At 73.0% G+C, this 22,391-nt stretch carries 23 protein-coding genes; 11 read left to right on the forward strand and 12 right to left on the reverse strand.

Annotation, left to right across the window (positions count from 1 at the left end):
* Window positions 1-242: 242 nt before the first annotated feature.
* The 4 genes from AB0E07_RS22275 to AB0E07_RS22290 all read right to left on the reverse strand — a co-directional run bounded on the left by AB0E07_RS22275 (window position 243) and on the right by AB0E07_RS22290 (window position 3,347).
* On the reverse strand, window positions 243-875 hold the full coding sequence (locus AB0E07_RS22275) for a hypothetical protein (protein ID WP_362254716.1): 633 nt from the start codon (window positions 873-875) through the stop codon (window positions 243-245).
* Window positions 876-980: 105 nt separating this feature from the next.
* Window positions 981-1,580 carry a histidine phosphatase family protein gene (locus AB0E07_RS22280; protein WP_362254718.1) on the reverse strand — a complete coding sequence of 200 codons (600 nt, stop codon included), beginning with the start codon at window positions 1,578-1,580 and terminating at the stop codon, window positions 981-983.
* Between the two features lie 3 nt (window positions 1,581-1,583).
* Window positions 1,584-2,117 carry an HAD domain-containing protein gene (locus AB0E07_RS22285; RefSeq protein ID WP_362254721.1) on the reverse strand — a complete coding sequence of 178 codons (534 nt, stop codon included), beginning with the start codon at window positions 2,115-2,117 and terminating at the stop codon, window positions 1,584-1,586.
* Between the two features lie 21 nt (window positions 2,118-2,138).
* On the reverse strand, window positions 2,139-3,347 hold the full coding sequence (locus AB0E07_RS22290; protein ID WP_362254724.1) for a pyridoxal phosphate-dependent aminotransferase: 1,209 nt from the start codon (window positions 3,345-3,347) through the stop codon (window positions 2,139-2,141).
* Between the two features lie 81 nt (window positions 3,348-3,428).
* Here AB0E07_RS22290 and AB0E07_RS22295 point away from each other — a divergent pair, with 81 nt between their 5' ends.
* Both AB0E07_RS22295 and AB0E07_RS22300 read left to right on the forward strand, forming a co-directional pair.
* Complete coding sequence (locus AB0E07_RS22295) at window positions 3,429-4,094, forward strand: helix-turn-helix domain-containing protein (protein ID WP_362254726.1); 666 nt, start codon at window positions 3,429-3,431, stop codon at window positions 4,092-4,094.
* Window positions 4,075-5,100, forward strand: coding sequence for an Lrp/AsnC family transcriptional regulator (locus AB0E07_RS22300; RefSeq protein WP_362254729.1), 1,026 nt, complete (start codon window positions 4,075-4,077; stop codon window positions 5,098-5,100). Before AB0E07_RS22295 ends, AB0E07_RS22300 begins: the two co-directional genes overlap by 20 nt.
* A gap of 52 nt (window positions 5,101-5,152) precedes the next feature.
* Here AB0E07_RS22300 and AB0E07_RS22305 read toward each other — a convergent pair whose 3' ends face one another.
* From AB0E07_RS22305 to AB0E07_RS22315, 3 genes are read right to left on the reverse strand one after another with little or no spacing between them, the layout of a single operon-like run.
* The gene (locus AB0E07_RS22305; RefSeq protein ID WP_362254732.1) at window positions 5,153-5,935 is read right to left on the reverse strand and encodes a hypothetical protein; all 783 of its coding nucleotides are present in this window, start codon (window positions 5,933-5,935) and stop codon (window positions 5,153-5,155) included.
* Window positions 5,935-7,197: a VWA domain-containing protein gene (locus AB0E07_RS22310; protein WP_362254735.1), complete on the reverse strand. Its 1,263-nt coding sequence runs from the start codon at window positions 7,195-7,197 to the stop codon at window positions 5,935-5,937. The genes AB0E07_RS22305 and AB0E07_RS22310 overlap by 1 nt, the downstream gene beginning before the upstream one ends.
* Window positions 7,198-7,242: 45 nt before the next feature.
* Entirely contained in the window at window positions 7,243-8,739 is a 1,497-nt protein-coding gene (locus AB0E07_RS22315; RefSeq protein ID WP_362254738.1) for an IucA/IucC family protein, read from the reverse strand.
* Between the two features lie 110 nt (window positions 8,740-8,849).
* On the opposite strand from AB0E07_RS22315, the gene AB0E07_RS22320 reads away from it, so the two are divergent.
* The 3 genes from AB0E07_RS22320 to AB0E07_RS22330 all read left to right on the forward strand — a co-directional run bounded on the left by AB0E07_RS22320 (window position 8,850) and on the right by AB0E07_RS22330 (window position 11,599).
* Window positions 8,850-10,349 (forward strand): IucA/IucC family protein, encoded by a 1,500-nt coding sequence (locus tag AB0E07_RS22320; RefSeq protein WP_362254968.1) that lies wholly within the window; start codon window positions 8,850-8,852, stop codon window positions 10,347-10,349.
* Between the two features lie 78 nt (window positions 10,350-10,427).
* Entirely contained in the window at window positions 10,428-11,333 is a 906-nt protein-coding gene (locus AB0E07_RS22325) for a HipA family kinase (RefSeq protein ID WP_362254741.1), read from the forward strand.
* Complete coding sequence (locus AB0E07_RS22330; protein WP_362254744.1) at window positions 11,330-11,599, forward strand: SelT/SelW/SelH family protein; 270 nt, start codon at window positions 11,330-11,332, stop codon at window positions 11,597-11,599. The genes AB0E07_RS22325 and AB0E07_RS22330 overlap by 4 nt, the downstream gene beginning before the upstream one ends.
* 7 nt (window positions 11,600-11,606) lie before the next feature.
* On the opposite strand, the gene aceB is transcribed toward AB0E07_RS22330, so the two are convergent.
* Together aceB and AB0E07_RS22340 are read right to left on the reverse strand one after the other, a co-directional pair.
* On the reverse strand, window positions 11,607-13,229 hold the full coding sequence (aceB, locus tag AB0E07_RS22335; protein WP_362254747.1) for a malate synthase A: 1,623 nt from the start codon (window positions 13,227-13,229) through the stop codon (window positions 11,607-11,609).
* Window positions 13,230-13,415: 186 nt separating this feature from the next.
* A complete protein-coding gene (locus AB0E07_RS22340) occupies window positions 13,416-14,015 on the reverse strand; it encodes a nucleotidyltransferase family protein (protein ID WP_362254751.1) in 600 nt (199 codons plus the stop codon).
* A 189-nt stretch (window positions 14,016-14,204) separates the two neighbouring features.
* On the opposite strand from AB0E07_RS22340, the gene AB0E07_RS22345 reads away from it, so the two are divergent.
* The gene (locus tag AB0E07_RS22345) at window positions 14,205-14,516 is read left to right on the forward strand and encodes a DUF5955 family protein (protein ID WP_362254971.1); all 312 of its coding nucleotides are present in this window, start codon (window positions 14,205-14,207) and stop codon (window positions 14,514-14,516) included.
* A 154-nt stretch (window positions 14,517-14,670) separates the two neighbouring features.
* Here AB0E07_RS22345 and AB0E07_RS22350 read toward each other — a convergent pair whose 3' ends face one another.
* Window positions 14,671-15,465 carry an IclR family transcriptional regulator gene (locus AB0E07_RS22350; RefSeq protein ID WP_362254754.1) on the reverse strand — a complete coding sequence of 265 codons (795 nt, stop codon included), beginning with the start codon at window positions 15,463-15,465 and terminating at the stop codon, window positions 14,671-14,673.
* Window positions 15,466-15,740: 275 nt separating this feature from the next.
* Here AB0E07_RS22350 and allB point away from each other — a divergent pair, with 275 nt between their 5' ends.
* Entirely contained in the window at window positions 15,741-17,081 is a 1,341-nt protein-coding gene (allB, locus tag AB0E07_RS22355) for an allantoinase AllB (RefSeq protein ID WP_362254757.1), read from the forward strand.
* A gap of 37 nt (window positions 17,082-17,118) precedes the next feature.
* Window positions 17,119-18,234 carry an allantoicase gene (alc, locus tag AB0E07_RS22360; protein ID WP_362254759.1) on the forward strand — a complete coding sequence of 372 codons (1,116 nt, stop codon included), beginning with the start codon at window positions 17,119-17,121 and terminating at the stop codon, window positions 18,232-18,234.
* A 117-nt stretch (window positions 18,235-18,351) separates the two neighbouring features.
* Here alc and AB0E07_RS22365 read toward each other — a convergent pair whose 3' ends face one another.
* On the reverse strand, window positions 18,352-19,137 hold the full coding sequence (locus tag AB0E07_RS22365; RefSeq protein WP_362254762.1) for an SDR family oxidoreductase: 786 nt from the start codon (window positions 19,135-19,137) through the stop codon (window positions 18,352-18,354).
* A 169-nt stretch (window positions 19,138-19,306) separates the two neighbouring features.
* Between AB0E07_RS22365 and AB0E07_RS22370 the strand changes: the two genes are divergently transcribed.
* Together AB0E07_RS22370 and AB0E07_RS22375 are read left to right on the forward strand one after the other, a co-directional pair.
* Window positions 19,307-19,933 carry a dihydrofolate reductase family protein gene (locus AB0E07_RS22370; RefSeq protein WP_362254765.1) on the forward strand — a complete coding sequence of 209 codons (627 nt, stop codon included), beginning with the start codon at window positions 19,307-19,309 and terminating at the stop codon, window positions 19,931-19,933.
* A gap of 98 nt (window positions 19,934-20,031) precedes the next feature.
* Window positions 20,032-20,427, forward strand: a complete 396-nt coding sequence (locus AB0E07_RS22375; RefSeq protein ID WP_362254768.1) for a ribonuclease domain-containing protein — start codon at window positions 20,032-20,034, stop codon at window positions 20,425-20,427.
* 60 nt (window positions 20,428-20,487) lie between these two features.
* Here the strand turns inward: AB0E07_RS22375 and AB0E07_RS22380 are convergent, their stop codons facing one another.
* Window positions 20,488-20,688, reverse strand: coding sequence for a hypothetical protein (locus AB0E07_RS22380; protein ID WP_362254771.1), 201 nt, complete (start codon window positions 20,686-20,688; stop codon window positions 20,488-20,490).
* Window positions 20,689-20,857: 169 nt separating this feature from the next.
* Between AB0E07_RS22380 and AB0E07_RS22385 the strand changes: the two genes are divergently transcribed.
* A complete protein-coding gene (locus AB0E07_RS22385; RefSeq protein WP_362254774.1) occupies window positions 20,858-22,114 on the forward strand; it encodes a histidine kinase in 1,257 nt (418 codons plus the stop codon).
* Window positions 22,115-22,391: the final 277 nt, after the last annotated feature.

A 22,391-nucleotide genomic window follows, 5' to 3' on the forward strand; every position in this document is an offset into this window, starting at 1 on the left:
CACCCCACCTGCGGGGCCGGAGCCCGTCACCTGCGGGGCGGAGCCCGTCAGCTGCGGGGCCGCAGCACCGTCGCCGTCAGGATCAGGGCGGCCGCCGCACAGCAGCAGCATCGCGGGCAGTGCGGGCGCCGGAGGGAAGGCCCGTACCGTCCACGCGACCGTACCGCCCCGGGGGTACATCGCCGAGTCCCGGGCCGCCTACGACGAGGAGCACCGGCCGGACCCGGTGTGAACCCCCGGACCTAGTCCCGGCGCGGGGAGGCCAGCAGGTAGCGCGCCTTCCCCCGTGGGCCGGTGTGTTCGCCCGTCTGCCAGCCGGCCCCCTCCAGGGTCTCCGCGCAGGCCCTGAGCGCGCCTGGCTCGTCCGCGTGGACCGCGACCGCCTCCGGCTGCGGGGTCGCCCGCACTCGGTACCCGGGGGCGTCCGGCGCCGCTCCCGCCGGAGGGTGACCGGCCGCCTCCAGGGCCAGCGCTGCGGCCTGCACCAGATGGGCGCGCTCCCAGCCGCACGGCCGGCCGGTGGAACCGTCCGTGTTGGTCATCCGGCGCAGCTCCAGCAGCCCCTCCCAGGCGCTGCGCACCTCGCGGCCCCGCGCCGGCCCGCCCCCGGGTTCCCCCTCGCCGCCGACGCGCGCGGCGAACACCCCGCTCGGGGCGGCGGCGGGCTCCGGCACGTCCGCCGGTTCCGCCGCCTCCCGTATGCGATGCCCGGCCGGGGTCAGGAAGTGGTCGTGCGGCGGCCGTGGGTGCCGGAAGGCGAGCCCCCGCTTCACCAGCGCCGCCAGTTGGGCCTCCGTACCGCCGCGCAGCCGGCCGGTGGCCGGGTCGGCGGCGTCGATGACCCGCCGCTGGGCGGCGGTCGGCGGTCGTGTCACGGCGCGCTCCCTTCCCACGGTGCCGCCCGCTCCTCGCGGCACCCCACCGATCGTCGCGGGGTCCCACCGTTCCTCACGGGTCCGGGGTCCCCACCGCTTCGCACGCTACGCCGGGGGTCTGACATTCCACCCGGCGATCACCGGGCGCCCGTGCTCGGTGCTCAGCCGGCCCAGGGTCCCCGTGGCCAGCTGGAACAGCGCCCCCTTCGCGGGCGGCAGGCCGAGCCGCCGCGCGGTCAGCACCCGCAGGAAGTGACCGTGGGCCACCAGCACCACGACCCCCTCGGTGTTGGCGAGCGCCGCGTCCACCTTGGCGAGCATCCGGTCCGCGCGCATCCCGACCTCCTCCGGGCTCTCCCCGGGGTGTTCCGGCGGGCCGGGCGCGACCCCGTCGTCGAACAGGAACCAGCCGGGCCGCTCCCGCTGGATCTCGACCGTCGTGATGCCCTCGTACCCGCCGTAGTCCCACTCCCGCAGATCGGGATCGACGCGCATCTCGGTGAGGCCGATCAGTTCGGCCGTCTCCCTGGCCCGTTGCAGCGGGCTGACGAACGCGGCGCCGATCCGGTGCGAGCGGATCAGCGGCACCAGCCGCCGTGCCTCCGCGCGCCCGTGCTCGGTGAGCGGAACGTCCGTGGAACCTGTGTGCCGCCCCGACCTGGACCATTCGGTCTCGCCGTGCCGCACAAGGAGAAGATCACCCATGGCTCACAGGCTACGGGCCCAGGCCGCGAGCCGGGTGAACTGGGCCTCCTCCAGCCCCCGGCGCGGGTCTATCGGCATCAGCAGCCCCGGACCGTCGTGGTGCTCGGCGACATGGGCCACGTCCCGGTCGGTGATCATGTCGTCGACCCAGACGAACGGCCGTCCCGCCGCCCACGCCACGATCTGGCGCGTCTTCCAGAACAGGCCCTCGGGGTCCGGCTCGAACATGTCCGTGAACTCGATCACCGGCAGGTCCCCGGGCAGCCCGATGGCCGGCGCGATCATCTCGTTCGCCTCGTGCATCCAGACGGTCGCCCACGCCAGGTCGTAGGGGAGCGCGAGCAGTTGGGCCCCGTGCCCCGGATGCAGCCGGACCCGCAGACCCCGGCGAAGTCTTCGCGAACCCGGGCGCTGGCTTGCCGACCAGCCCGCCGGGTGCACGCGGCAGGTCACATAGCCCCGATGCCGGGCGAAGCGGGCCCGGAACGGGTTGAGGGGGCCGTCCACGTCGAGGAGTAGCAGCGGTCGCTCGCTCATGGGCGACGACCTACCCGCCGGCTACTGGCGGTACCCGCCGAGGAACCGTCCGATCCTGCCGATCGCCGCCTCCAGGTCCTCGGCGTGCGGCAGGGTGAGGATGCGGAAGTGGTCGGGGGTGGGCCAGTTGAAGCCGGTGCCCTGGACGACCTGGATCTTCTCGCGCAGCAGCAGGTCAAGGACGAACTTCTCGTCGTCGTGGATCCGGTGCACCTTGGGGTCGAGGCGGGGGAAGGCGTACAGCGAGCCCTTGGGCTTCACGCAGGACACCCCGGGGATCTCGTTGAGCTTCTCCCAGGCCACGTTGCGCTGTTCGTGCAGCCGTCCGCCGGGCGCGGTCAGTTCGTGGATGGACTGGCGTCCGCCGAGCGCGGCCTGAATGGCGTACTGCGCGGGCGCGTTGGCGCACAGCCGCATGGAGGCCAGCATGGTCAGGCCCTCCAGGTAGTTCCTGGCGTGCTGTTTGGGCCCCGTGACGACCAGCCAGCCCGAGCGGAAGCCCGCCACCCGGTAGGTCTTGGACAGGCCGCAGAAGGTCAGGACGACCAGGTCGGGGGCGAGGGCGGCGGCCGAGTGGTGCACGGCGTCGTCGTAGAGGATCTGGTCGTAGATCTCGTCGGCGAAGACCATCAGGCCGTGCCTGCGGGCGAGGTCGAGGATGCCCTCGATGATCTCCTTGGGGTAGACCGCGCCCGTGGGGTTGTTGGGGTTGATGATCACCACGGCCTTGGTGCGGTCGGTGATCTTCGACGCCATGTCGTCCAGGTCCGGGTACCAGTCGGCCTGTTCGTCGCAGAGGTAGTGGACCGCCTTGCCGCCGGCGAGGGTGGTGACGGCCGTCCACAGCGGGAAGTCGGGGGCCGGGATGAGGATCTCGTCGCCGTCCTCGACCAGCGCCTGCACGGCCATGGAGATCAGCTCGGAGATGCCGTTGCCGAGGAACACGTCGTCCACGTCGACGTCCAGGCCCAGGTTCTGGTAGCGCCCGGCGACGGCCCGGCGGGCGGAGAGCACGCCCCGGGAGTCGGTGTAGCCGTGCGCCTGGGGCAGCATCCGGATCATGTCCTGGAGGATCTCCTCCGGCGCCTCGAAGCCGAACAGCGCGGGGTTGCCGGTGTTCAGGCGCAGCACACTGTGCCCCGCCTTCTCCAGCGCGTCGGCGTGCTCGATCACCGGGCCGCGGATCTCGTAGCAGACCTCGCTGAGCTTGTTCGACTGCCGGAACTCCATGCGCCCCTCCAGTGTCTGGTGTCACTTGGTTTTACCAAGTCCGCACTTGGAAAGTCCAATGACATGTCTAGACTGCGTCCCATGTCACCACGCCGAAGCTACGACCAGTACTGTTCCGCCGCTCGCGCGCTCGACGCGGTGGGTGACCGTTGGACCCTGCTGATCGTCCGTGAACTGCTGGCCGGCCCGCGCCGCTACACCGACCTGCACGCGGATCTCCCGGGCGTGAGCACGGACGTACTGGCCTCACGGCTGAAGGACATGGAACGGGACGGCCTCGCCACCCGCCGCAGGCTGCCCCCGCCGGGCGCCGCCTACGTCTACGAACTCACCCCGCGCGGTGGCGAGTTGCTGCCCGTGTTGCAGGCCCTCGGCGCGTGGGGCCAGGAGGAGTTGGGCGAGCGCCGGCCGACCGACGCGGTGCGCGCCCACTGGTTCGCGCTGCCCCTGCTGAGGGCGCTGGGGGAGGTCGGGGGCGTCGGCGGAGTCGTCGAAGTCCGCTTGGAGGTTGGGACGTTCCATCTGTACCTCGGAGGCGGCGGGGCTGACGGTCCCGCGAACGGGCCCGGGTACTACGGGGACGGGCCCGCGGCCGGGCGGCCCGACGCGCTGCTCACCGTGTCCGGGCCCGCCTGCGAGGACCTCGCCCGGGGGCGGCTCACCCTCGCGGAAGCGGTGAGCGGGGGGCAGGTGACGGTGGGCGGCGAGAGCCCGCTGGCGAAGGAGCTTGCCGCTCTGGGGCAGTGAGGTGATCAACGCGCTCCAGATCAATCCGCGCGCCCCCTGGGCGGCGGTCGCGCAGGCGCTGGAGACGGACGCCGTGACGGCCGCCCGGCGCTGGCAGCGGATCTCCGAGCGGGGCCTCGCCTGGGTCACCGGGTATCCGGGGCCGAGGGACGAGAGCGCGCACGCCGTCGTCGAGGTCGAGTGCGAGGCTCGCACCACCGACGCGGTGGCCGCGGCCGTGGCCCGCGACCCCGAGGCGATCACCGTCGAGGAGACCGCGGGCGCCCGGGACCTGCTGGTGACGGTCGCCGCCTCCAGCCTCGCCGGGCTCGTCGGCTATGTCACCTCACGGGTGCGGCTGCTGCCCGGAGTGCGGTCCACGCGGACCAACCTGATCACCGAGGGGTTCACGGAGGGCGCGCAGTGGCGGCTCGGCGCCCTCGACGCGGCCGCCCGGCGCGCGGTGGCCCCACGTGCCCCGGCGGAGACGCCGGCGGCCTGGGCGCCGGGGCTGCGGGACGACCTGGACCGCCGGATCGTCGTCGAACTCAGCCGCGACGGGCGGGTGAGCGCCACCGAACCCGCCGCGCGGTTCGGCAACGGGACCAGCACCGCGGCCCGCAGGCTGCGCCGGATCATCGAGACCCGGTCGGTGCTGCTGCGGTGCGAGGTGGCCCGCAGCGCGGTGGGACGGCCGGTCACCGCGACCCTGTGGGCGTCGGTCCGCCCCGAGGACCTCACGCGCGCGGGCAAGGCCCTCGCCCGGCTGCCGCAGGTGCGGCTCGCGGCGGCGGTGGCCGGGTCCAGCAACCTCATCTGCATCGCCTGGCTGTCCTCGCTGAGCGAACTCCCCGGCTTCGAGACGGACATGGCGCTGCGGGTGCCCGCGCTCACCGTCACCGACCGCACGGTGACCATCCGCCCCGTCAAGCACAGCGCCCGCATGCTGGACCACGAGGGCCGGGCCCTGGAAGCCGTCCCGGCGGACCTGTGGGCCCGGCGGGAGACGGCGGGAGACGCCCGGTGAGCGTGGGTGGGGCCGGTGCCCGCAAGCGGCGGACACCGGCCCCACGGGACGGTCAGGCGCCCGGGGGCACGTGCCGCGGACGGCCGTTGCCGCGCGTCAGCGCGTAGCCGCCGACGCCCGCGAGCGCGGCCAGCACGCCGCCCACCGCGGTCCACACCCAGCGGTCGGACCACCAGCCCGAGGACCAGCCGTCCTCGGGGTCGAGGCTGGAGAGGACGGCCGAATCCTCGTCCTCCGAATCCGACTTGGCCTGCGTCGCAACGCCCGGCACCAGCGGCTCGCCGAGCGAGCCGTCCACCGCGGCCGCCCCGCCGATGTCCTTGGAGTCCACCCGCACCGAGGTCTCCACCGGCAGACCCAGGTCACCCGTGGCGAGGTTCACCGCGGTCAGCCGGACGTAGTAGGTGCCCGGCAGCGGGTCGTCGGCCCACGGCTCCGACCAGGCCCGCACGGTGCGCAGCACACAGGCCAGCTCCACCGAGGCGGCGTCCGCGGAGGCGGTGCGGGTCTGCGCGCCGTACTGGCACGCCTGACGGCGCCGCAGTCCGTCGTAGACGTCGACCTGCCAGGTCTCGGCCGCGTGCGTCTCGGGCAGCTTCACCGTCGCCGTGACGGTGGGGCGCTGTCCGGCGTCCGCCGGGAACGACCAGTACAGGTAGTCACCCGCCGAGGCCTTGGCGGTGGCCTCCTGGCCCTGCTCGAACTCCGTCGCCGTACGGAAGGACGTGCCCGCCCGCGTGGGTGCCTCGTCCTTCGGGTCGTCCTCCGCGACGGCGGGTGCCGCCGCGACGCCCAGCATCAGCAGGGCGGCGGTCAACGTACGTGTGATGCGCATCAGTTGGTCCTCCAGACCGCGAACCGCCAGCGCGACAGCCAGCCCCAGACGAGCCCGGCCAGGAAGCCGGTCAGGATCAGCACGCCGAGCAGCCACCAGCCGCGCCCGAGGCCGAAGGAGGCCACGTCGTCGGAGTCCGACGGACCGTCCACGACGTCCACCGTCAGCTCCAGCGGCAGACCCGGCGTGGTCTGCACGCCCGCGTCCGCCGAGAAGGAGTGCGTGACCTGGAGGCACACCGTCTCGGCGGCCTCGTCCTCGTCGCGCTCCGCCTTCGGGTAGCGCAGCCCGGTGGATATGACGTCGGTACGGCCGTCGCCCGCGGCCTCGCCCCGCACGATCTCCCGGCCGTGCACGGTCACCGCCCGCAGCAGCACCCCGTAGGAGGGGGCCACCGCCCGGTCGGCGGCCACGCTCACCGAGGCGCGCAGCTCCTGGCCCGGCTCGACGTCCACCCGGTACCAGCGCTGCTGACCGAACTCCTCGCGGTCGGTGTACAGGCCGGACTCCAGCGCGGGCGCCCCCGTGCAGCGGTCGGCGCCCTCGGTCGCCACCGGCGTCACCACCGGATCGGCCGCCCGGTCCACCAGGTCGTTCACCTTGTCGGTGAGTTCGTCGGTGTGCTCGACCGAGGTGTAGGTGCCGCCGGTCGCCTCCGCGATGCAGCTCAACTGCTGCCGCATCTTGGTGTTCGGGACCAGACCGAGGGTGTCGATGGTCAGCCCGATGCCCTTGGCCGCGATCTCCCGGGCCACCTCGCACGGATCGAGCGGGGCGCAGGTGTCCTCGCCGTCACTGATCAGCACGATGCGCTTGGAGCCGGTGCCGCCGTCGAGGTCGTCGGCCGCCTTCAGCAGCGCCGGACCGATCGGGGTCCAGCCGGTGGGCGTGAGGGTCGCCACCGCCGTCTTCGCCTCGGTGCGGTCCAGCGGCCCGACCGGGTAGAGCTGCGCGGTGTCCTTGCAGCCCGTCTTCTGGTTGTCGCCCGGGTAGTTGGCGCCGAGCGTGCGGATGCCCAGCTCGACCTCCTCCGGGGTGGCGTCGAGCACCTCGTTGAACGCCTGCTTCGCCGCCGCCATCCGGGACTGGCCGTCGATGTCCCGCGCCCGCATCGAGCCGCTCACGTCGAGGAGGAGATTGACCTTCGGCGCGTCCGCGTCCGTGGGTTCGCCGGCGGCCGCCCCGGCCGGGAACGCCAGCCCCGCCGTCAGCGCGGCGAGCAGAGCACAGGAGCCCGCCGCCAGCCGTGTTCTTGTGATCATCGGCGGATCCTATTGACCCCGGGGGCTCCACTCCAAAACGGCCCCTCATTTCAGGGGGTTGGGCAGCCGCGCCCACTGGTCCCCGGGGGTCCGCGGCGACAGCCGCATCAGCGTCAGCGCCTTCGCCGGCAGCGGATCCTCGCACAGCGCGGCCAGATCGGAGGTGCGCGGCACCTCCCGTACGGCCGACTCCAGCGCCTCGCCCAGGGCCGCCGCCGAACCCGTGGTCCCGGCCAGGGCGCCCGCCACCAGGGAGCCGAACAGCTTGCGGCGCAGGGCGTTCTCGTCGTCGGTGACGATCCGTCCGGTCAGCTCCGGCATCGCGATGCCGTGCCGGGCCAGCCGGGCCGGACTGATCCGGATGTCGGCCAGGTCGCGGTAGACCAGCCGCAGCGGCTCGCCCCGCTCGTCCAGCACCACCAGCAGGTTCTGGCCGTGCGCCTCCAGCGCCACGCCCAGCTCCAGCAGCCGCAGCCCGACCGTGAGGGCGAGCCGCGCGAAGGCGGCCGACCAGCCGGGCCGGCCGGGCAGTTCGGTGGTGGCGAGCGCGGCCACCGGCACCACCCGCTCGCCCGGACCCGCGTACTCCCGCGGCGACTCGCGCAGCACGGCCGCCAGATCGGGCGAGTCCGCGGTCGCCGCGCCCAGCGTGCGGGTGAAGTGCAACAGCCCGTCGGTGCGCGCGGCCAGGGACTCCGCGAACGCGGACAGGGTCGCCGACAGGGCGATGGAGTACACCGAGATGTCCCGCACCGACGAGGTCAGCCGGGCGCTCAGGGCCGTCTTCACATGGGGCCCGCCCGGCAGCGCCAGCGTCCGCAGGGACATCAGCGGACGGGCCCCACCGAGACCCCGCTCGGGCCGCCCCTTGAGCACATGCGCCGCCTGCCACGGATGCACCGGCAGCAACAGCCGCTCACCGTCCCGCAGTTCGGCCGGCCACTCGCCGGTCAGCAGGCACTCCTCGGCCGGTACCGGCCACAGCCCCAGCTCCACCACCGGCCGGTGCTCCGGCCCGTAGGCCAGCTGCTCGGCGACCGAGAACCCGGGCCGTGAACGGCAGTTGGGGTGGAACGGGTGTCCGTCCACCACCCGCTGCTCCCACTCCCAGTCCTCCTCGGGCCACTCGTTCGAGGGATCCGGCCGCCCGGCCCGGGACAGCGCCAGCGAGGCGACGCTGTGCCCGAGTTCGGCCACGAAGGGGGTGCCGTGCGCCACGCCCAGAGCGGTCATCAGCCGCGCCGGATCGTCGTACGCGGTGCCCTCCAGCCGTACGGAGTCCGCGTAGTCGGCGGTGCGGTACGGGTCCGCCCGCGGTCCGTGCAGCCGCCGGCCGTCGGAAAGGCGCAGGTTCAGCCCCTCCGGGACGCTCTCCCGGCCGGTGACCCACGGCAGCGGCTCGTGGGCGAGCGCCCGCCACAGCCGGGACAGCACCGCGCTCCGGGCACCGGGCAGTTCGTCCGCGTAGCGGGACGCCAGGCCGGGGCGTACTTCGGCCAGTTCCGCCGCTACCTCGGCCTCGGCGGTGGTGGGACGGTGCACGTATGGCTCCTCGGGGACGAGCGGGAGGTCAGGACGGACGGCAAAGTACAGACATACTGATCTTCACCGCCCGAACGGACCGTAGAGAACGAGTGAAGCGCGTGGACCTCATGCCCCCGCCCGCCGACGCCGACGCAGCAGCCGACGCCGACCGGCGCGCCGACGTCGCGGACCGCGCCGACGCCCTCGCGGCGGCGCCCCTGCTCAACTGCCTGCTGCGGGAGGTGGCGGAGCCGCACCCGGACCTGCCCCACACGCACCGGCTGCCGAGCGGACGGCTGCTGCGGGTGCGGGGCGAGCGGCGCCCGGCCGACCCGGAGATCCACGCGGACGGCCGCCGGCACCGCGTCGGCCACCCCGAACTGGTGAAACTCGTCGCCGACGAGCTGCGGCTGCACACCGGCCTCGACAACCACGAACTGCCCGCCGAGATGGCCGACAGCCGGGACGCGGTCGCCGCGCTGCTCACCGCCCGGGAGCACACCGCACCCCCCGCCGACCCGTATCTGCTCTCCGAACAGTCCCTGGTCACCGGCCATCCGCACCATCCGGCCCCCAAGGCGCGCGGCGGCGGCCCGGCGGCCGCCTGGCTGCCCTACGCGCCCGAGGCGTACGCCCGCTTCCCGCTGGTGCTGCTGGGGCTGCGGGAGGACACGGTCGTCGAGGACGGCGACCCGTCCGCGCTGGACACCCTGGGAGAGGCGCCGCCCGGCTACCGGCTGCTGCCCGCCCACCCCTGGCAGCTCGACCTCGTCGACCTGGCCGAGCCCTTCGCCGACGGCCGGCTGATCCGGCTGGGCACCACCGGCTTCACCACCTGGCCGACCGCCGCGATCCGCACGGTGTACGCGCCCGGGGACGACCTGTTCCTGAAGTTCAGCCTCGACGTACGCATCACCAACGACATCCGCAGGCTCTGGAAGCACGACCTGCTCAGGCTCCGCGCCACCGACGAGGCCGTCGTCCGGGCCTTCGCCACCGGACCCGGCGCCTGGCTCAGCGACCGCGGCTACCGCACGGCCGACTTCGCCTTCGAGGAACTGGCCGTCCTCGTGAGGGACGGTCTGCGCGGCCACCTGGGTCCCGACGAGACGCCGCTGCTGGCGGCGGGCCTCGTGGAGGGCTTCCCCGGCAGCCCCCTGGCCGCCGCCGAGGCACCGGCGGCCTGGTGGGACGCCTATCTGGACGCGGTCGTACCGTCCGTCCTGACGGCCTTCGCCGACCACGGCGTGGTCCTGGAGGCGCACCTCCAGAACACCCTGGTCGCCGTCGGACCCGACGGCACCCCGGTGCGGGCCCTGTTCCGGGACGCCGAGGGCGTGAAGCTGACGGCCGACGCGGACCGGGCGGCGGGCTGGGAGCGGCTGGTGTACTGCCTGGTCGTGAACCACCTGTGGGAGGTCGGCGCCGCGCTCGCCGAGCACCGGCCGGGATTCGACCCCTGGCCCGCGGTGCGCCGCGCCCTCGCCGCCCACCCGCTGCCCGAGATCCCCGCCCTGCTGAGCGCGCCCACCCTCCCCGGCAAGACCAACCTGCTGCTGCGCTGGACCGCCGCTGACGGGGCCGCCACCCGCTACCAGCCCCTCCCCAACCCCCTGGCCCGCCCCTGACCGGGCCCGCCCGCACCCGGCCCCGCCCCGCCCGCACCCGGCCCCGCCCCGCCCCTGACCTGGCTTAGGCTGGCCGGTGTGCTGCGCGATGTGACTGCTGTTCGCTACCTGACCCCGCTGCGCTCCGGCGGGTCGGTCCCCGGCGTGTTCGAGGCCGACGACCTCGGCACCTACGTCGTCAAGTTCACCGGCTCCGCGCAGGGCCGCAAGGCCCTGGTGGCCGAGGTGATCGTCGGGGAGCTGGCCCGTGCCCTGGGCCTGCGCTTCCCCGAGCTGGTCCTGGTCCACTTCGACCCGGCCGTCGCCGCGCACGAACCGCACCAGGAGGTCCGCGAGCTGCACGAGTCCAGCGCCGGACTCAACCTCGGCATGGACTACCTGCCCGGCGCGAGGGACTTCACCCCGGAGGTCGCCCGGCACTTCGAGGTCGATCCGCTGGAGGCGGGCCGCGTCGTCTGGCTGGACGCCCTCACCGTCAACGTCGACCGCACCGTGCACAGCTCCAACCTGATGGTGTGGCCCACCCTCGGCATCGCGCCCCCGCGCCTGTGGCTGATCGACCACGGCGCCGCCCTGGTCTTCCACCACCGCTGGGACGCCTCCGACCCCGCACGGGCCTACGACTTCCGCCACCACGCCCTCGGCCACAGCGCGCCCGACACCCGCGCCGCCGACGCCGAACTGGCGCCCCGGGTCACCGAGGAACTGCTGCGCCGGATCGTCGCCGAGGTCCCCGACGCCTGGCTCACCGACTTCGCGACGCCCGACGACGCGCGGGAGGCGTACGTGGAGTACCTGCACGCCCGCGCGCGGTCCTCCGCGTCCTGGCTGCCCACCGACTTCCCCTCCCGGGAGGAACTCGCCGCCGAGGAGGAACTCCGCGCGGCGAGGACACAGCGAGGCCGGCCGGACTGGCTGAAGCGGGTCCCCGACCTGCACGGCAAGCCGGCCGCTGAACAGGATTGGTCGGTGCACCTCGGATGAGTGGCCGTGTCGAGATCGAGTACTGCACCCAGTGCCGCTGGCTGCCCCGCGCGGCCTGGCTGGCGCAGGAACTGCTCACCACCTTCGAGGCGGAACTGGACGAGCTGGCCCTGCGGCCCGGCAAGGGCGGCGTCTTCGTCGTGCGGGTCGACGACGAGGTGGTCTGGGACCGCCGTGAACAGGGTTTCCCCGAGCCCACGGCGGTGAAGCAGGCCGTACGCGACCGAGTGGCCCCGGACAAGTCCCTGGGTCACTCGGACAAGTGAGGTTCCGTCAGCCGCGCAGCTGCTGGTAGGCGGGCAGGGTGAGGAAGTCCGCGTAGTCCTCGTCCAGCGACACCTCCAGCAGCAGGTCGTGGGCCTGCTGCCAGTGGCCGGCCGCGAAGGCCTCGTCGCCGAGTTCCGCGCGGATCTTCCCCAGCTCCTCGGCGGCGACCTCGCGGGCCAGCTCGGCGGTGGCCTTCCGGCCGTTCTCGAACTCGACGCCGGCGTTGATCCACTGCCAGATCTGGGAGCGGGAGATCTCCGCGGTGGCCGCGTCCTCCATGAGGTTGAAGATGGCGACCGCGCCCAGCCCGCGCAGCCACGCCTCGATGTAACGGATGCCCACCTGAACGGCGTTGACCAGGCCGTCGTAGGTCGGGCTCGCGTCGAGGGAGTCGACGGCGATGAGGTCCTCGGCCTTCACCACGACGTCCTCGCGCAGCCGGTCCTTCTGGTGGGGCTTCTCGCCGAGGACGGCGTCGAAGGATGCCATGGCGATGGGCACCAGGTCGGGGTGGGCGACCCAGGAGCCGTCGAAGCCGTCGCCCGCCTCACGGTCCTTGTCCGCCTTCACCTTCTCGAAGGCGACCCTGTTGACCTCCTCGTCGCGCCGCGAGGGGATGAAGGCCGCCATGCCGCCGATGGCGTGCGCGCCGCGCTTGTGGCAGGTGCGGACCAGGAGTTCGGTGTACGCCCGCATGAACGGGGCCGTCATCGTCACCAGGTTGCGGTCCGGCAGGACGAACCTCGGCCCGCCGTCACGGAAGTTCTTCACGATGGAGAACAGGTAGTCCCAGCGGCCCGCGTTCAACCCCGAGGCGTGGTCGCGGAGTTCGTAGAGGATCTCCTCCATCTCGTACGCGGCGGTGATCGTCTCGATCAGCACGGTGGCGCGCACGGTGCCCTGCGGGATGCCGACGTAGTCCTGGGCGAAGACGAACACGTCGTTCCAGAGGCGGGCCTCCAGGTGCGACTCGGTCTTCGGGAGGTAGAAGTAGGGGCCCTTGCCGAGGTCGATCAGGCGCTGGGCGTTGTGGAAGAAGTAGAGGCCGAAGTCGACGAGGGCGCCGGGCACCTGCTCACCGTCGACCGTCAGGTGCCGCTCGCCCAGGTGCCAGCCGCGCGGGCGCATGACGACCGTGGCGAGTTCGTCCGCGGCCTTCAGGGCGTAGGACTTGCCGGAGACGGGGTCGGTGAAGTCGATGGCGCGGGTGTAGGCGTCGATCAGGTTGAGCTGCCCGAGGACGACGTTCTCCCAGGTGGGTGCGGAGGCGTCCTCGAAGTCGGCGAGCCAGACCCTCGCGCCGGAGTTGAGCGCGTTGATGGTCATCTTGCGGTCGGTGGGGCCGGTGATCTCCACCCGCCGGTCGTTCAGGGCGGCGGGGGCCGGGGCCACCTTCCAGGAGTCGTCCGCGCGGATCGCGGCGGTCTCCGGGAGGAAGTCGAGCGTGGAGGTGCGGGCGATCTCGGCGCGGCGCTCGGCACGGCGGGCGAGGAGCTCGTCACGCCGGGGCGTGAACCGACGGTGCAGCTCGGCCACGAAGGCGAGGGCCGCGTCGGTGAGGACCTCCTCCTGCCGGGGCAGGGGCTCGGCGTCGACGATGGCCAGCGGGGACGGCGCTGGTGCGGACATGAGCTGTCACTTCCTTCAGCGGTGGCACCGGGTGCCAGGCGGCTCGCGGGGATCGTTCAGCGCCCGCTGTGCGGTCGGACGCTTCTGAACAGTGGATAGTAGTTTCCTCATCGTGGAATCTCAATGGTTTGTTGATGTCGAGATTCTCCGGGTCGAGGCAAGGTGTCGCTCGGTGCCACGACTCGCTCACTCCAGGTGGATCAGGTCGGCCTCGGTGTCGATGTCGTAGGGGCGGGCCACGTCCCCGCACTCCACCAGCCGCACCGCCGCCGCGTGCTCCCTGAGGTATCCGCGCGCGCCCCGGTCTCCCGTGGCGGCCTCGGCGATGCCCTCCCAGTGGGCGGCGCCGAACAGTACGGGGTGCCCGCGTACCCCGTCGTAGGCGGCCGAGACCAGTGCGGACTCCCCGTCGTGGGCGCCGAGCACCCGGCGCACCGCCTCCGCCCCGATGCCGGGCTGGTCGACGAGGGAGACCAGTGCGGCGCGTGCGCCCGTTCCGGTGAGCGAGGAGAGCCCGGCCCGCAGCGAAGTGCCCATTCCCTGCTCCCAGTCGGGGTTGTCCACCAGGACGCAGTCGCCGAGTTCGGCGCGCTCGTGCACCTCGGCGGCCCGTGCGCCGAGGACCACATGGATCGGGGCGCAGCCGGCCGCGCGCAGCACGCCGGCCGCGTGTTCGACGAGTGGGCGTCCGCGGTGTTCGAGGAGGGCCTTGGGCCGTCCGCCGAGCCGCCGTCCGCCGCCCGCGGCGAGGATCAGCCCGGCGACCTGCTGTTCGTTCTCCGTCATGCCTCCTGCATACCGGACGCCCCCGCGGGGGCACGGTTTACCGTGGGCTGAATTTCGGTCCGCGCGGTGGCGCGGGGCGCGGGGGTGGCGTTTACTGACCCGCGTCCCCACGGCGCACGGCCGGCGCCCGGGGGTGCTCGAAGGAGTCACGACATGGACGCGCACAACGGCGTGCGCGGGGGGAGAACTGTGTTGCGGAGCTTGGGGCAGAGGCCGGTGACCGGCAGTGGTGAGGAACCCTCAGTGGCGCGGCTGCGGACCGCGGTGTCCCGGTTGCGCCGCGAACTCGCCGCGCTCCCGGCCGACTTCCCGGACCGGGGCATAGCCGAGGAGGAACTCGCGGCACTGGCCGCGATGACGCTCGGCGGCGCACCGGAGATCCCCCGCTTACAGCGGTCGTTACTGCTGGTCGCGGGGGCCGTCGGCTCGGTCAGCGCGCTGTCGCGCGCGCTGGCGGAGGTGCGCCGGGCGGTGGAACTGCTGGGGGAGCGGCAGGGTTAGGCGTACGGTCGTGTGAGGCCGCGGATGTGCCGGACGGACGGTCTCAGGGGGTCGTTGACGCTCCGGACGACCGGTCTTGAGGGGTCGTCGACGCGCCGGAGGGCCGGTCCCGAGGCGCCGAACGCGCGCCGGACGTACGGTCCCGCAGGGCCGTTCACGCGGGGTTCTGGGTGGCCAAAGCCTCGGAGAGTTCGCGGGCGATCTCTTGGAGGACCGGCACGATCCGCTCGGTGGCGTCCTCGGTGACCCGGCCGGCCGGTCCCGAGATGGAGATGGCGGCCGCGGTGGGGGAGTCGGGCACCGACACCGCCAGGCAGCGGACCCCGATCTCCTGCTCGTTGTCGTCGACGGCGTACCCGAGGCGGCGTACGTCCGCCAGGGCCGCGAGGAAGCCGTCCGGGGTGGTGATCGTCTTCTCCGTCGCGGCCGGCATGCCGGTCCGGCCCAGCAGGGCGCGCACCTCGGCGTCGGGGGTGGCGGCCAGCAGCGCCTTGCCGACGCCCGTGGAGTGCGGCAGGACGCGCCGGCCGACCTCCGTGAACATGCGCATCGAGTGCTTGGACGGCACCTGCGCCACGTAGACGATCTCGTCCCCGTCCAGCAGGGCCATGTTGGCGGTCTCGCCGGTCTCCTCGACCAGGCGGGCGAGGTAGGGGCGGGCCCAGGTGCCGAGCAGCCGGGAGGCCGACTCGCCGAGGCGGATCAGGCGCGGGCCGAGCGCGTAGCGCCGGTTGGGCTGCTGGCGGACGTAGCCGCAGGCCACCAGGGTGCGCATCAGACGGTGGATGGTGGGCAGCGGCAGACCGCTGCCGGCGGACAGCTCGCTCAGGCCCACCTCGCCGCCCGCGTCCGCCATCCGCTCCAGCAGGTCGAAGGCGCGCTCGAGTGACTGGACGCCACCGCTGGCGGACTTGGCGGAGTCGGTGGTGCTGGCGCTGGACGTCGGCACGGCGCGTTCCTTTCGGGGCTGGCGGGAGGGCAGAAGCCTACCCGGCAGTCGGTTGACTCCCCGCTTGTGCGTAGCTACGTTCTGCTTGCTGGAATTCTAATTCCGCTTTGTGGAAACGTCCAGAGTGGGCGGCGGTGGGACGCTGGACAGCAGTGTGCCCTTGACGGCGCGGGAGCGGGAGTGAAGACTCCTTCAACAGAACGTTGAATTCCGTAACGTGGAAGTTAAGCGCGTGTCGCGGAACCGAGACGGCGGTGCACAGAGAGGGGTCCCGGGTGTCCGAGGTAGAGCTGGTGCTGCGTTCGACGCGCGTCATCACCCCGGAGGGAACACGGGCCGCCACGGTCACGGTCGCCGCCGGGAAGATCACCGCCGTACTCGCGTACGACGCCGAACTGCCCCCCGGTGCCCGGCTGGAGGACCTCGGCGACCATGTGCTGCTGCCCGGCCTGGTCGACACCCACGTCCACGTCAACGACCCCGGCCGCACCGAGTGGGAGGGCTTCTGGACCGCGACGCGCGCCGCGGCGGCCGGTGGCATCACCACGCTGGTCGACATGCCGCTCAACTCCCTCCCGCCGACCACCACCGTCCCGAACCTGCGGGTCAAGCGCGAGGTCGCCGCGGCCAAGGCGCACATCGACGTCGGCTTCTGGGGCGGCGCCCTCCCGGACAACGTCAAGGACCTGCGCCCGCTGCACGAGGCGGGGGTGTTCGGCTTCAAAGCCTTCCTCTCCCCCTCCGGAGTGGACGAGTTCCCGCACCTCGACCAGGACCGGCTGGCCCGCTCCCTGGCCGAGATCGCCTCCTTCGACGGCCTGCTGATCGTGCACGCCGAGGACCCGCACCACCTGGCCGCCGCCCCGCAGCAGGGCGGCCCCAAGTACGCCGACTTCCTCGCCTCCCGGCCGCGCGACGCCGAGGACACCGCCATCGCCCAACTGATCGCGCAGGCCAAGCGACTGGACGCGCGCGTGCACGTGCTGCACCTGTCCTCCTCCGACGCCCTGCCCCTGATCGCCGCGGCGAGGGCGGACGGCGTCCGGCTGACGGTGGAGACCTGTCCGCACTACCTGACCCTGACCGCCGAGGAAGTCCCGGACGGCGCGAGTGAGTTCAAGTGCTGCCCGCCCATCCGGGAGTCCGCCAACCAGGACCTCCTCTGGCAGGCGCTCGCCGACGGCACGATCGACTGCGTGGTCACGGACCACTCGCCGTCGACGGCCGACCTGAAGACCGACGACTTCGCGACCGCCTGGGGCGGCATCTCCGGCCTCCAGCTCAGCCTCGCCGCGGTCTGGACCGAGGCCCGCGGACGCGGCCACGGTCTGGAGGACGTGGTGCGCTGGATGTCCTCCCGCACCGCCGAACTGGTCGGCCTGGGCGACCGCAAGGGCGCCATCGAGGCGGGCCGGGACGCCGACTTCGCGGTCCTCGCCCCCGACGAGACCTTCACCGTGGACCCGGCGGCCCTCCAGCACCGCAACCGGGTGACCGCGTACGCGGGCAAGACCCTGTACGGCGTGGTGAAGTCGACCTGGCTGCGCGGCGAACGCGTGCTGTCGGAAGGCGAGTTCACCGAGCCGAGGGGCCGCCTGCTCACCCGCCCCCAGTGACCATCCCCTCCCGCCCCGACTCCGAAAGGCACTTGCAGTGACGGCGTTTGAGACTTTCACCGGTGACGCGAACCCGTACGGAGGCGGTGACCCGTACGCGGACTACCGCACCGCCGACTTCCCCTTCACCCAGTACGCCGACCTCGCCGACCGGCGGCTCGGGGCCGGAGTGATCGCCGCCAACGACGAGTTCTTCGCCCAGCGCGAGAACCTGCTGCTGCCCGAGCGGGCGGAGTTCGACCCCGAGCACTTCGGGCACAAGGGCAAGATCATGGACGGCTGGGAGACCCGCCGCCGCCGGGGCGTCTCGGCCGGGCACCCCTGGCCGACCGCCGAGGACCACGACTGGGCGCTGGTGCGGCTCGGCGCGCCGGGCGTGATCCGCGGAATCGTCGTCGACACGGCGCACTTCCGCGGCAACTACCCGCAGGCGGTATCGGTCGAGGGCACCTGTGTGGCCGGCTCACCGTCCCCCGAGGAACTCCTCGGCGACGACGTGAAGTGGACGACGCTGGTTCCCCGGACCCCGGTGGGCGGCCACGCGGCCAACGGCTTCGAGGTCCGGGCCGAGCAGCGCTTCACCCACCTCCGGGTCAACCAGCACCCGGACGGCGGCATCGCCCGGCTGCGGGTGTACGGCGAAGTGCTCCCCGACCCCGAGTGGCTCTCGGCGCTCGGCACCTTCGACGTGGTCGCCCTGGAGAACGGCGGCCGGGTGGAGGACGCGTCGAACCTCTTCTACTCGCCGGCCACGAACACCATCCAGCCCGGCCGGTCCCGGAAGATGGACGACGGCTGGGAGACCCGCCGCCGCCGAGACCAGGGCAACGACTGGATCAGCTACCGCCTGGTCGCGCAGTCCCGACTCCGGGCGATCGAGATCGACACGGCGTATCTGAAGGGCAACAGCGCGGGCTGGGCCTCGGTGTCGGTGCGCGACTCCGACTCCGGCGACTGGACCGAGATCCTGCCCCGCACCCGCCTCCAGCCCGACACCAACCACCGCTTCCTGCTCCGGTCCCCGGTCACCGCGACCCACGCCCGCGTGGACATCTACCCCGACGGCGGCATTTCCCGCCTCCACCTCTTCGGCACCCTCACGGAGGAGGGCACGAAGACCCTGACGACCCGCCACCAGGAACTGTCAGGCTGACCTCGCGCCAAATCCAGCCCCTCCGGCGTTTGATGAGCGGGGGTCCAAGGGGCAGAGCCCCCTGGGGACGGGAAGGGAAGGGGCGGCGGGGGCGAAATCCCTCCACCGCCCCCACCCTCAGGCCGCATGCCCCCCGTCCACGGAGAACTCCGCCCCCGTCACATAGGCCGCCCCCGCAAGGTGGGCAACGGTCGCCGCCACCTCCTCCACCGTCCCGAACCGCCCGAGCGCAGTCAACGCCACCTGCCCCGCCGCGAACGGCCCGTCCGCCGGATTCATGTCGGTGTCCGTGGGCCCGGGATGCACGATGTTCACGGTGATCCCCCGACCCCCCAACTCCCGAGCCAGCGCCTTCGTCAGCCCCACCAACGCCGACTTGCTCATCGCGTACAACGTCCCCCCGCCCCCCGGCACCCGCTGGGTCATGCACGTCCCGATCGTGATGATCCGCCCGCCCGCCGCCATCCGCGCGGCCGCGGCCTGCGAGGCCAGGAACACCCCGCGCACATTGACGGCCAGCACCCGGTCCACCTCGCTCAGCGGCAGCGACTCCACCGGCCCGAGCACCCCGACGCCCGCGTTGTTCACCAGCACGTCCAGCCCGCCGAGCGCCTCCGCCGTACGGGCCACCGCCCCCGCGGCCTCCTCGGCGTCGGCGGAGTCCGCGCGCAGCGCCACCGCCCGCCGCCCGAGCGTCTCGACGGCCCGTACGACCTCAGAGGCCGCCTTCTCGCCGTTCGCATAGGTCACGGCCACGTCCGCCCCGGCCCGTGCCAGCCGGAGCGCGATCGCCGCCCCGATGCCCCGGCTGCCCCCGGTCACCAGCGCGACCTTGCCATCCAGCTCCTTGCCTTCGCGGCCCCCGTGGCCCTCGTAGTTCTCGTCGCTCGCGTAAGAAGTCATGTCCCCATCCCAGCCGCCGCGCCCCGCCCGCGCTGGCGGCGAACGGACATCGAGCCCCTCCGTCCGGCGGGCCGCCGATGAGTTGCGGGTGCCGGCGGGGTCTGCACTCATGACGGATGGACCCCGACCACCCCGCGGAGAGCCGCGGCCACCGGAAGGAAGGCACCCCATGGGCAAGCTGGTCTCCACCCTCTTCGTCACCCTCGACGGCGTCTACCAGGCCCCCGGCGGGCCCCAGGAGGACACCCGCGACGGCTTCACCCACGGCGGCTGGAGCTTCCCGTACGCCGACGACGACTTCGGCCGCTTCGTCAGCGAGGTGTTCGGCCGGGCCGGTGCCTTCCTGCTCGGCCGCCGGACGTACGACATCTTCAGCGACTACTGGCCCAAGGTGACCGATCCCGCGGACCCGGTCGCCGGACCGCTCAACTCCCTGCCCAAGTACGTCGCCTCCGCCACCCTCACCGACCCCGGGTGGTCCGGCACCACGGTGCTCGGCGGGGACCTGGCGAAAGAGGTCACCGCGGTCAAGGAGCGCACCGACGGCGAGGTCCAGGTGCACGGCAGCGGTGCCCTCGTCCGGTCCCTCTGGGACCTGGGCGTCCTGGACACCCTGCACCTGCTGACCTTCCCGGTCGTGCTGGGCGCGGGCCGCCGCCTCTTCACCGGGGGCAGTACCCCGAAGGCCCTGCGCGGCTCCGGCGGCGCGGTCACCTCGACGGGCGTCTCGATCCGGACCTACGACGTGCTCGGAGCCCCGGAGTACGGCGAGTTCGGGCTCCCCGAGGACGCGTAGGGCGGCAGGTTAACTCCCCGAAAACTCCTCACCCGGGAAGGGAAAATCTCGGAGTTGTCATTGACATGCCATGGTCTACGCGCGTCATCATGGGGGGCATGAGATTCCCCCCACGAATCACTCGCAGCGGCGCCGCGGCGGCGCTGCTCTCCGCCGTCCTGCTGGGCGGCACCGTCACCGCGACGTCGGCGACCGCGGCGGCCACCGCGGTCGGAGACATCTGTTACAGCGACCTGCCCTCCCAGGCGTACGACACGCTCGACCTGATCGAGCAGGGCGGACCCTTCCCGTACGCGCAGGACGGTTCCGTCTTCTACAACCGTGAAGGCATCCTGCCCGGTCATTCGAGCGGGTACTACCACGAGTACACGGTCAAGACCCCGGGTGTCTCCACGCGCGGGGCCCGCCGGATCGTCACCGGTCAGGCGAGCCAGGAGGACTACTACACCTCCGACCACTACGCGTCGTTCGACCTGATCGACTACGGCTGCTGAACCGGGCGAACGCCGTCCGGCCCGAGGAACGGCGCGGCAGGCCGGAGGCCCGGTGCGGGATCAGCCGGACTTCCGGCTCTCGGCGGCCGCGAACAGGGCGAACGCCAGTACGAGCAGGGCGACGCTCACGTAGATCCCGTAGCCGTCGAGAAAGCCGACACGCTGCACCAGTCCCCAGTCCCAGCCGGTGAACTCGTGCAGCAGACCGGCGACGCCCTGGACCAGGGCGAGAAATCCGAGAAGTTCCAGCAGGTGCCTCATGCCGGGATTCTCGCCCCGCGGACCCCCCACCCCCATCGGCCGCGGGGCGAGTACCGGACCGACCGGAGTCTGAATCCCGGCCGGGGCGGCGCGCCGAAAGTCTGCGCCGGCGCGACTTTGGTCGCGATCCCGCTCGGACGGAGGTGAGAGGCCGCCCGTCTGCGTAGATTTGTCGACCGTGAGCAGTGAAACGCCGGGGCCCGAACCGCAGCCCTTCGTCGAGCAGCGCTGGCTGCTGCCCTCGGCCGTGGTCAAGGAACTCGACTCCGAGGGCGAGGACCCGGAGCGGCGCCACCGCCGGACCGCCCGGGACTGGGTCGTCGACTTCTGCTGCTTCCTCGCGGCCGTCTTCTTCGGGCTCCTCAGCGCGGAAGCCGTCGCCGAGGAGAACCTCCCGGACCCCGTGATCGCCCTCGACCACGTGGTCGGCGCGCTGGCCTGCGCGGCCGTCTGGCTGCGCCGGCGCTGGCCGCTCGGACTCGCCGTGGCGATGGTGCCCGTCGGCTTCCTCTCGGCCACCGCGGGCGGCGCGGGCCTGGTCGCCGTGTTCACCCTCGCGGTGCACCGGCCCTTCCGCTACGTGGCCTGGGTGAGCGGGACCGCGCTGGCCCTGACGCCCTTCTTCTACTGGCTGCGGCCCGACCCGGACATCCCCTACGGCTGGTCGCTCTTCCTCGCCGTGGTGCTGACCGGCGCGGTCGTCGGCTGGGGCATGTTCGTGCGCTCCAAGCGCCAGCTCATGCTCAGCCTGCGCGACCGCGCCCGGCGCGCCGAGACCGAGGCGCGGCTGCGGGCCGACCAGGCGCAGCGGCTCGCCCGTGAGGCCATCGCCCGGGAGATGCACGACGTCCTCGCCCACCGGCTGACGCTGCTCAGCGTGCACGCGGGCGCACTGGAGTTCCGTCCGGACGCGCCCCGCGAGGAGATCGCGCGGGCGGCCGGGGTCATCCGGGAGAGCGCCCACGAGGCCCTCCAGGACCTGCGGGAGATCATCGGCGTACTGCGGGCGGGGGACGGCGACGACTCCAGCCGCCCGCAGCCCACCCTCGGCGGGCTGGAACCGCTGGTCGCCGAGTCCCGTGAGGCGGGTATGAAGGTCGTGCTCGACAACCGGGTCACCGCCCCCGCCGACGTGCCCTCGTCGGTGGGCCGCACCGCCTACCGCATCGCCCAGGAGGCCCTGACCAACGCCCGCAAGCACGCCCCCGGGGCCGAGGTCACCGTCACGGTGACCGGCGCCGCGGGCCAGGGCCTCGACGTCCAGGTGCGCAATCCGGCGCCGGAGAGCGTGGCGCCGCCCGTACCGGGGTCCGGCCAGGGCCTCATCGGACTCACCGAGCGGGCCACCCTGGCCGGCGGCCGGCTGGTCCACGGGCCGACCCCCGACGGCGGCTTCGAGGTGCGTGCCTGGCTGCCCTGGGGGTGACAACTGCGCCTGGAACGAAACCGGTTGACTTGAGTGAGCGGATCAAACAGGTTGGTGCCGCCCACTGTCCAGCAGTCACCGGAAGGACTGTCGCAGCGTGAGTTTCGGGGGACCGTACAACCCGTACCGGCCACCGCCGCCGGGACCGCCGGGACCGCCGGGACCGCCGGACGGCGCACCGTACCCGCCGCCCCCGTACGTCCCGCCCTCGCACCCCCACGGGTACCCGCCGCCCCCCTGCCTTCCGCCCCGGCCCGCGCCGCCCACCTCTCTGTGG

The sequence above is a fragment of the Streptomyces sp. NPDC048002 genome, assembly GCF_040653275.1.
Classification (GTDB): domain Bacteria; phylum Actinomycetota; class Actinomycetes; order Streptomycetales; family Streptomycetaceae; genus Streptomyces.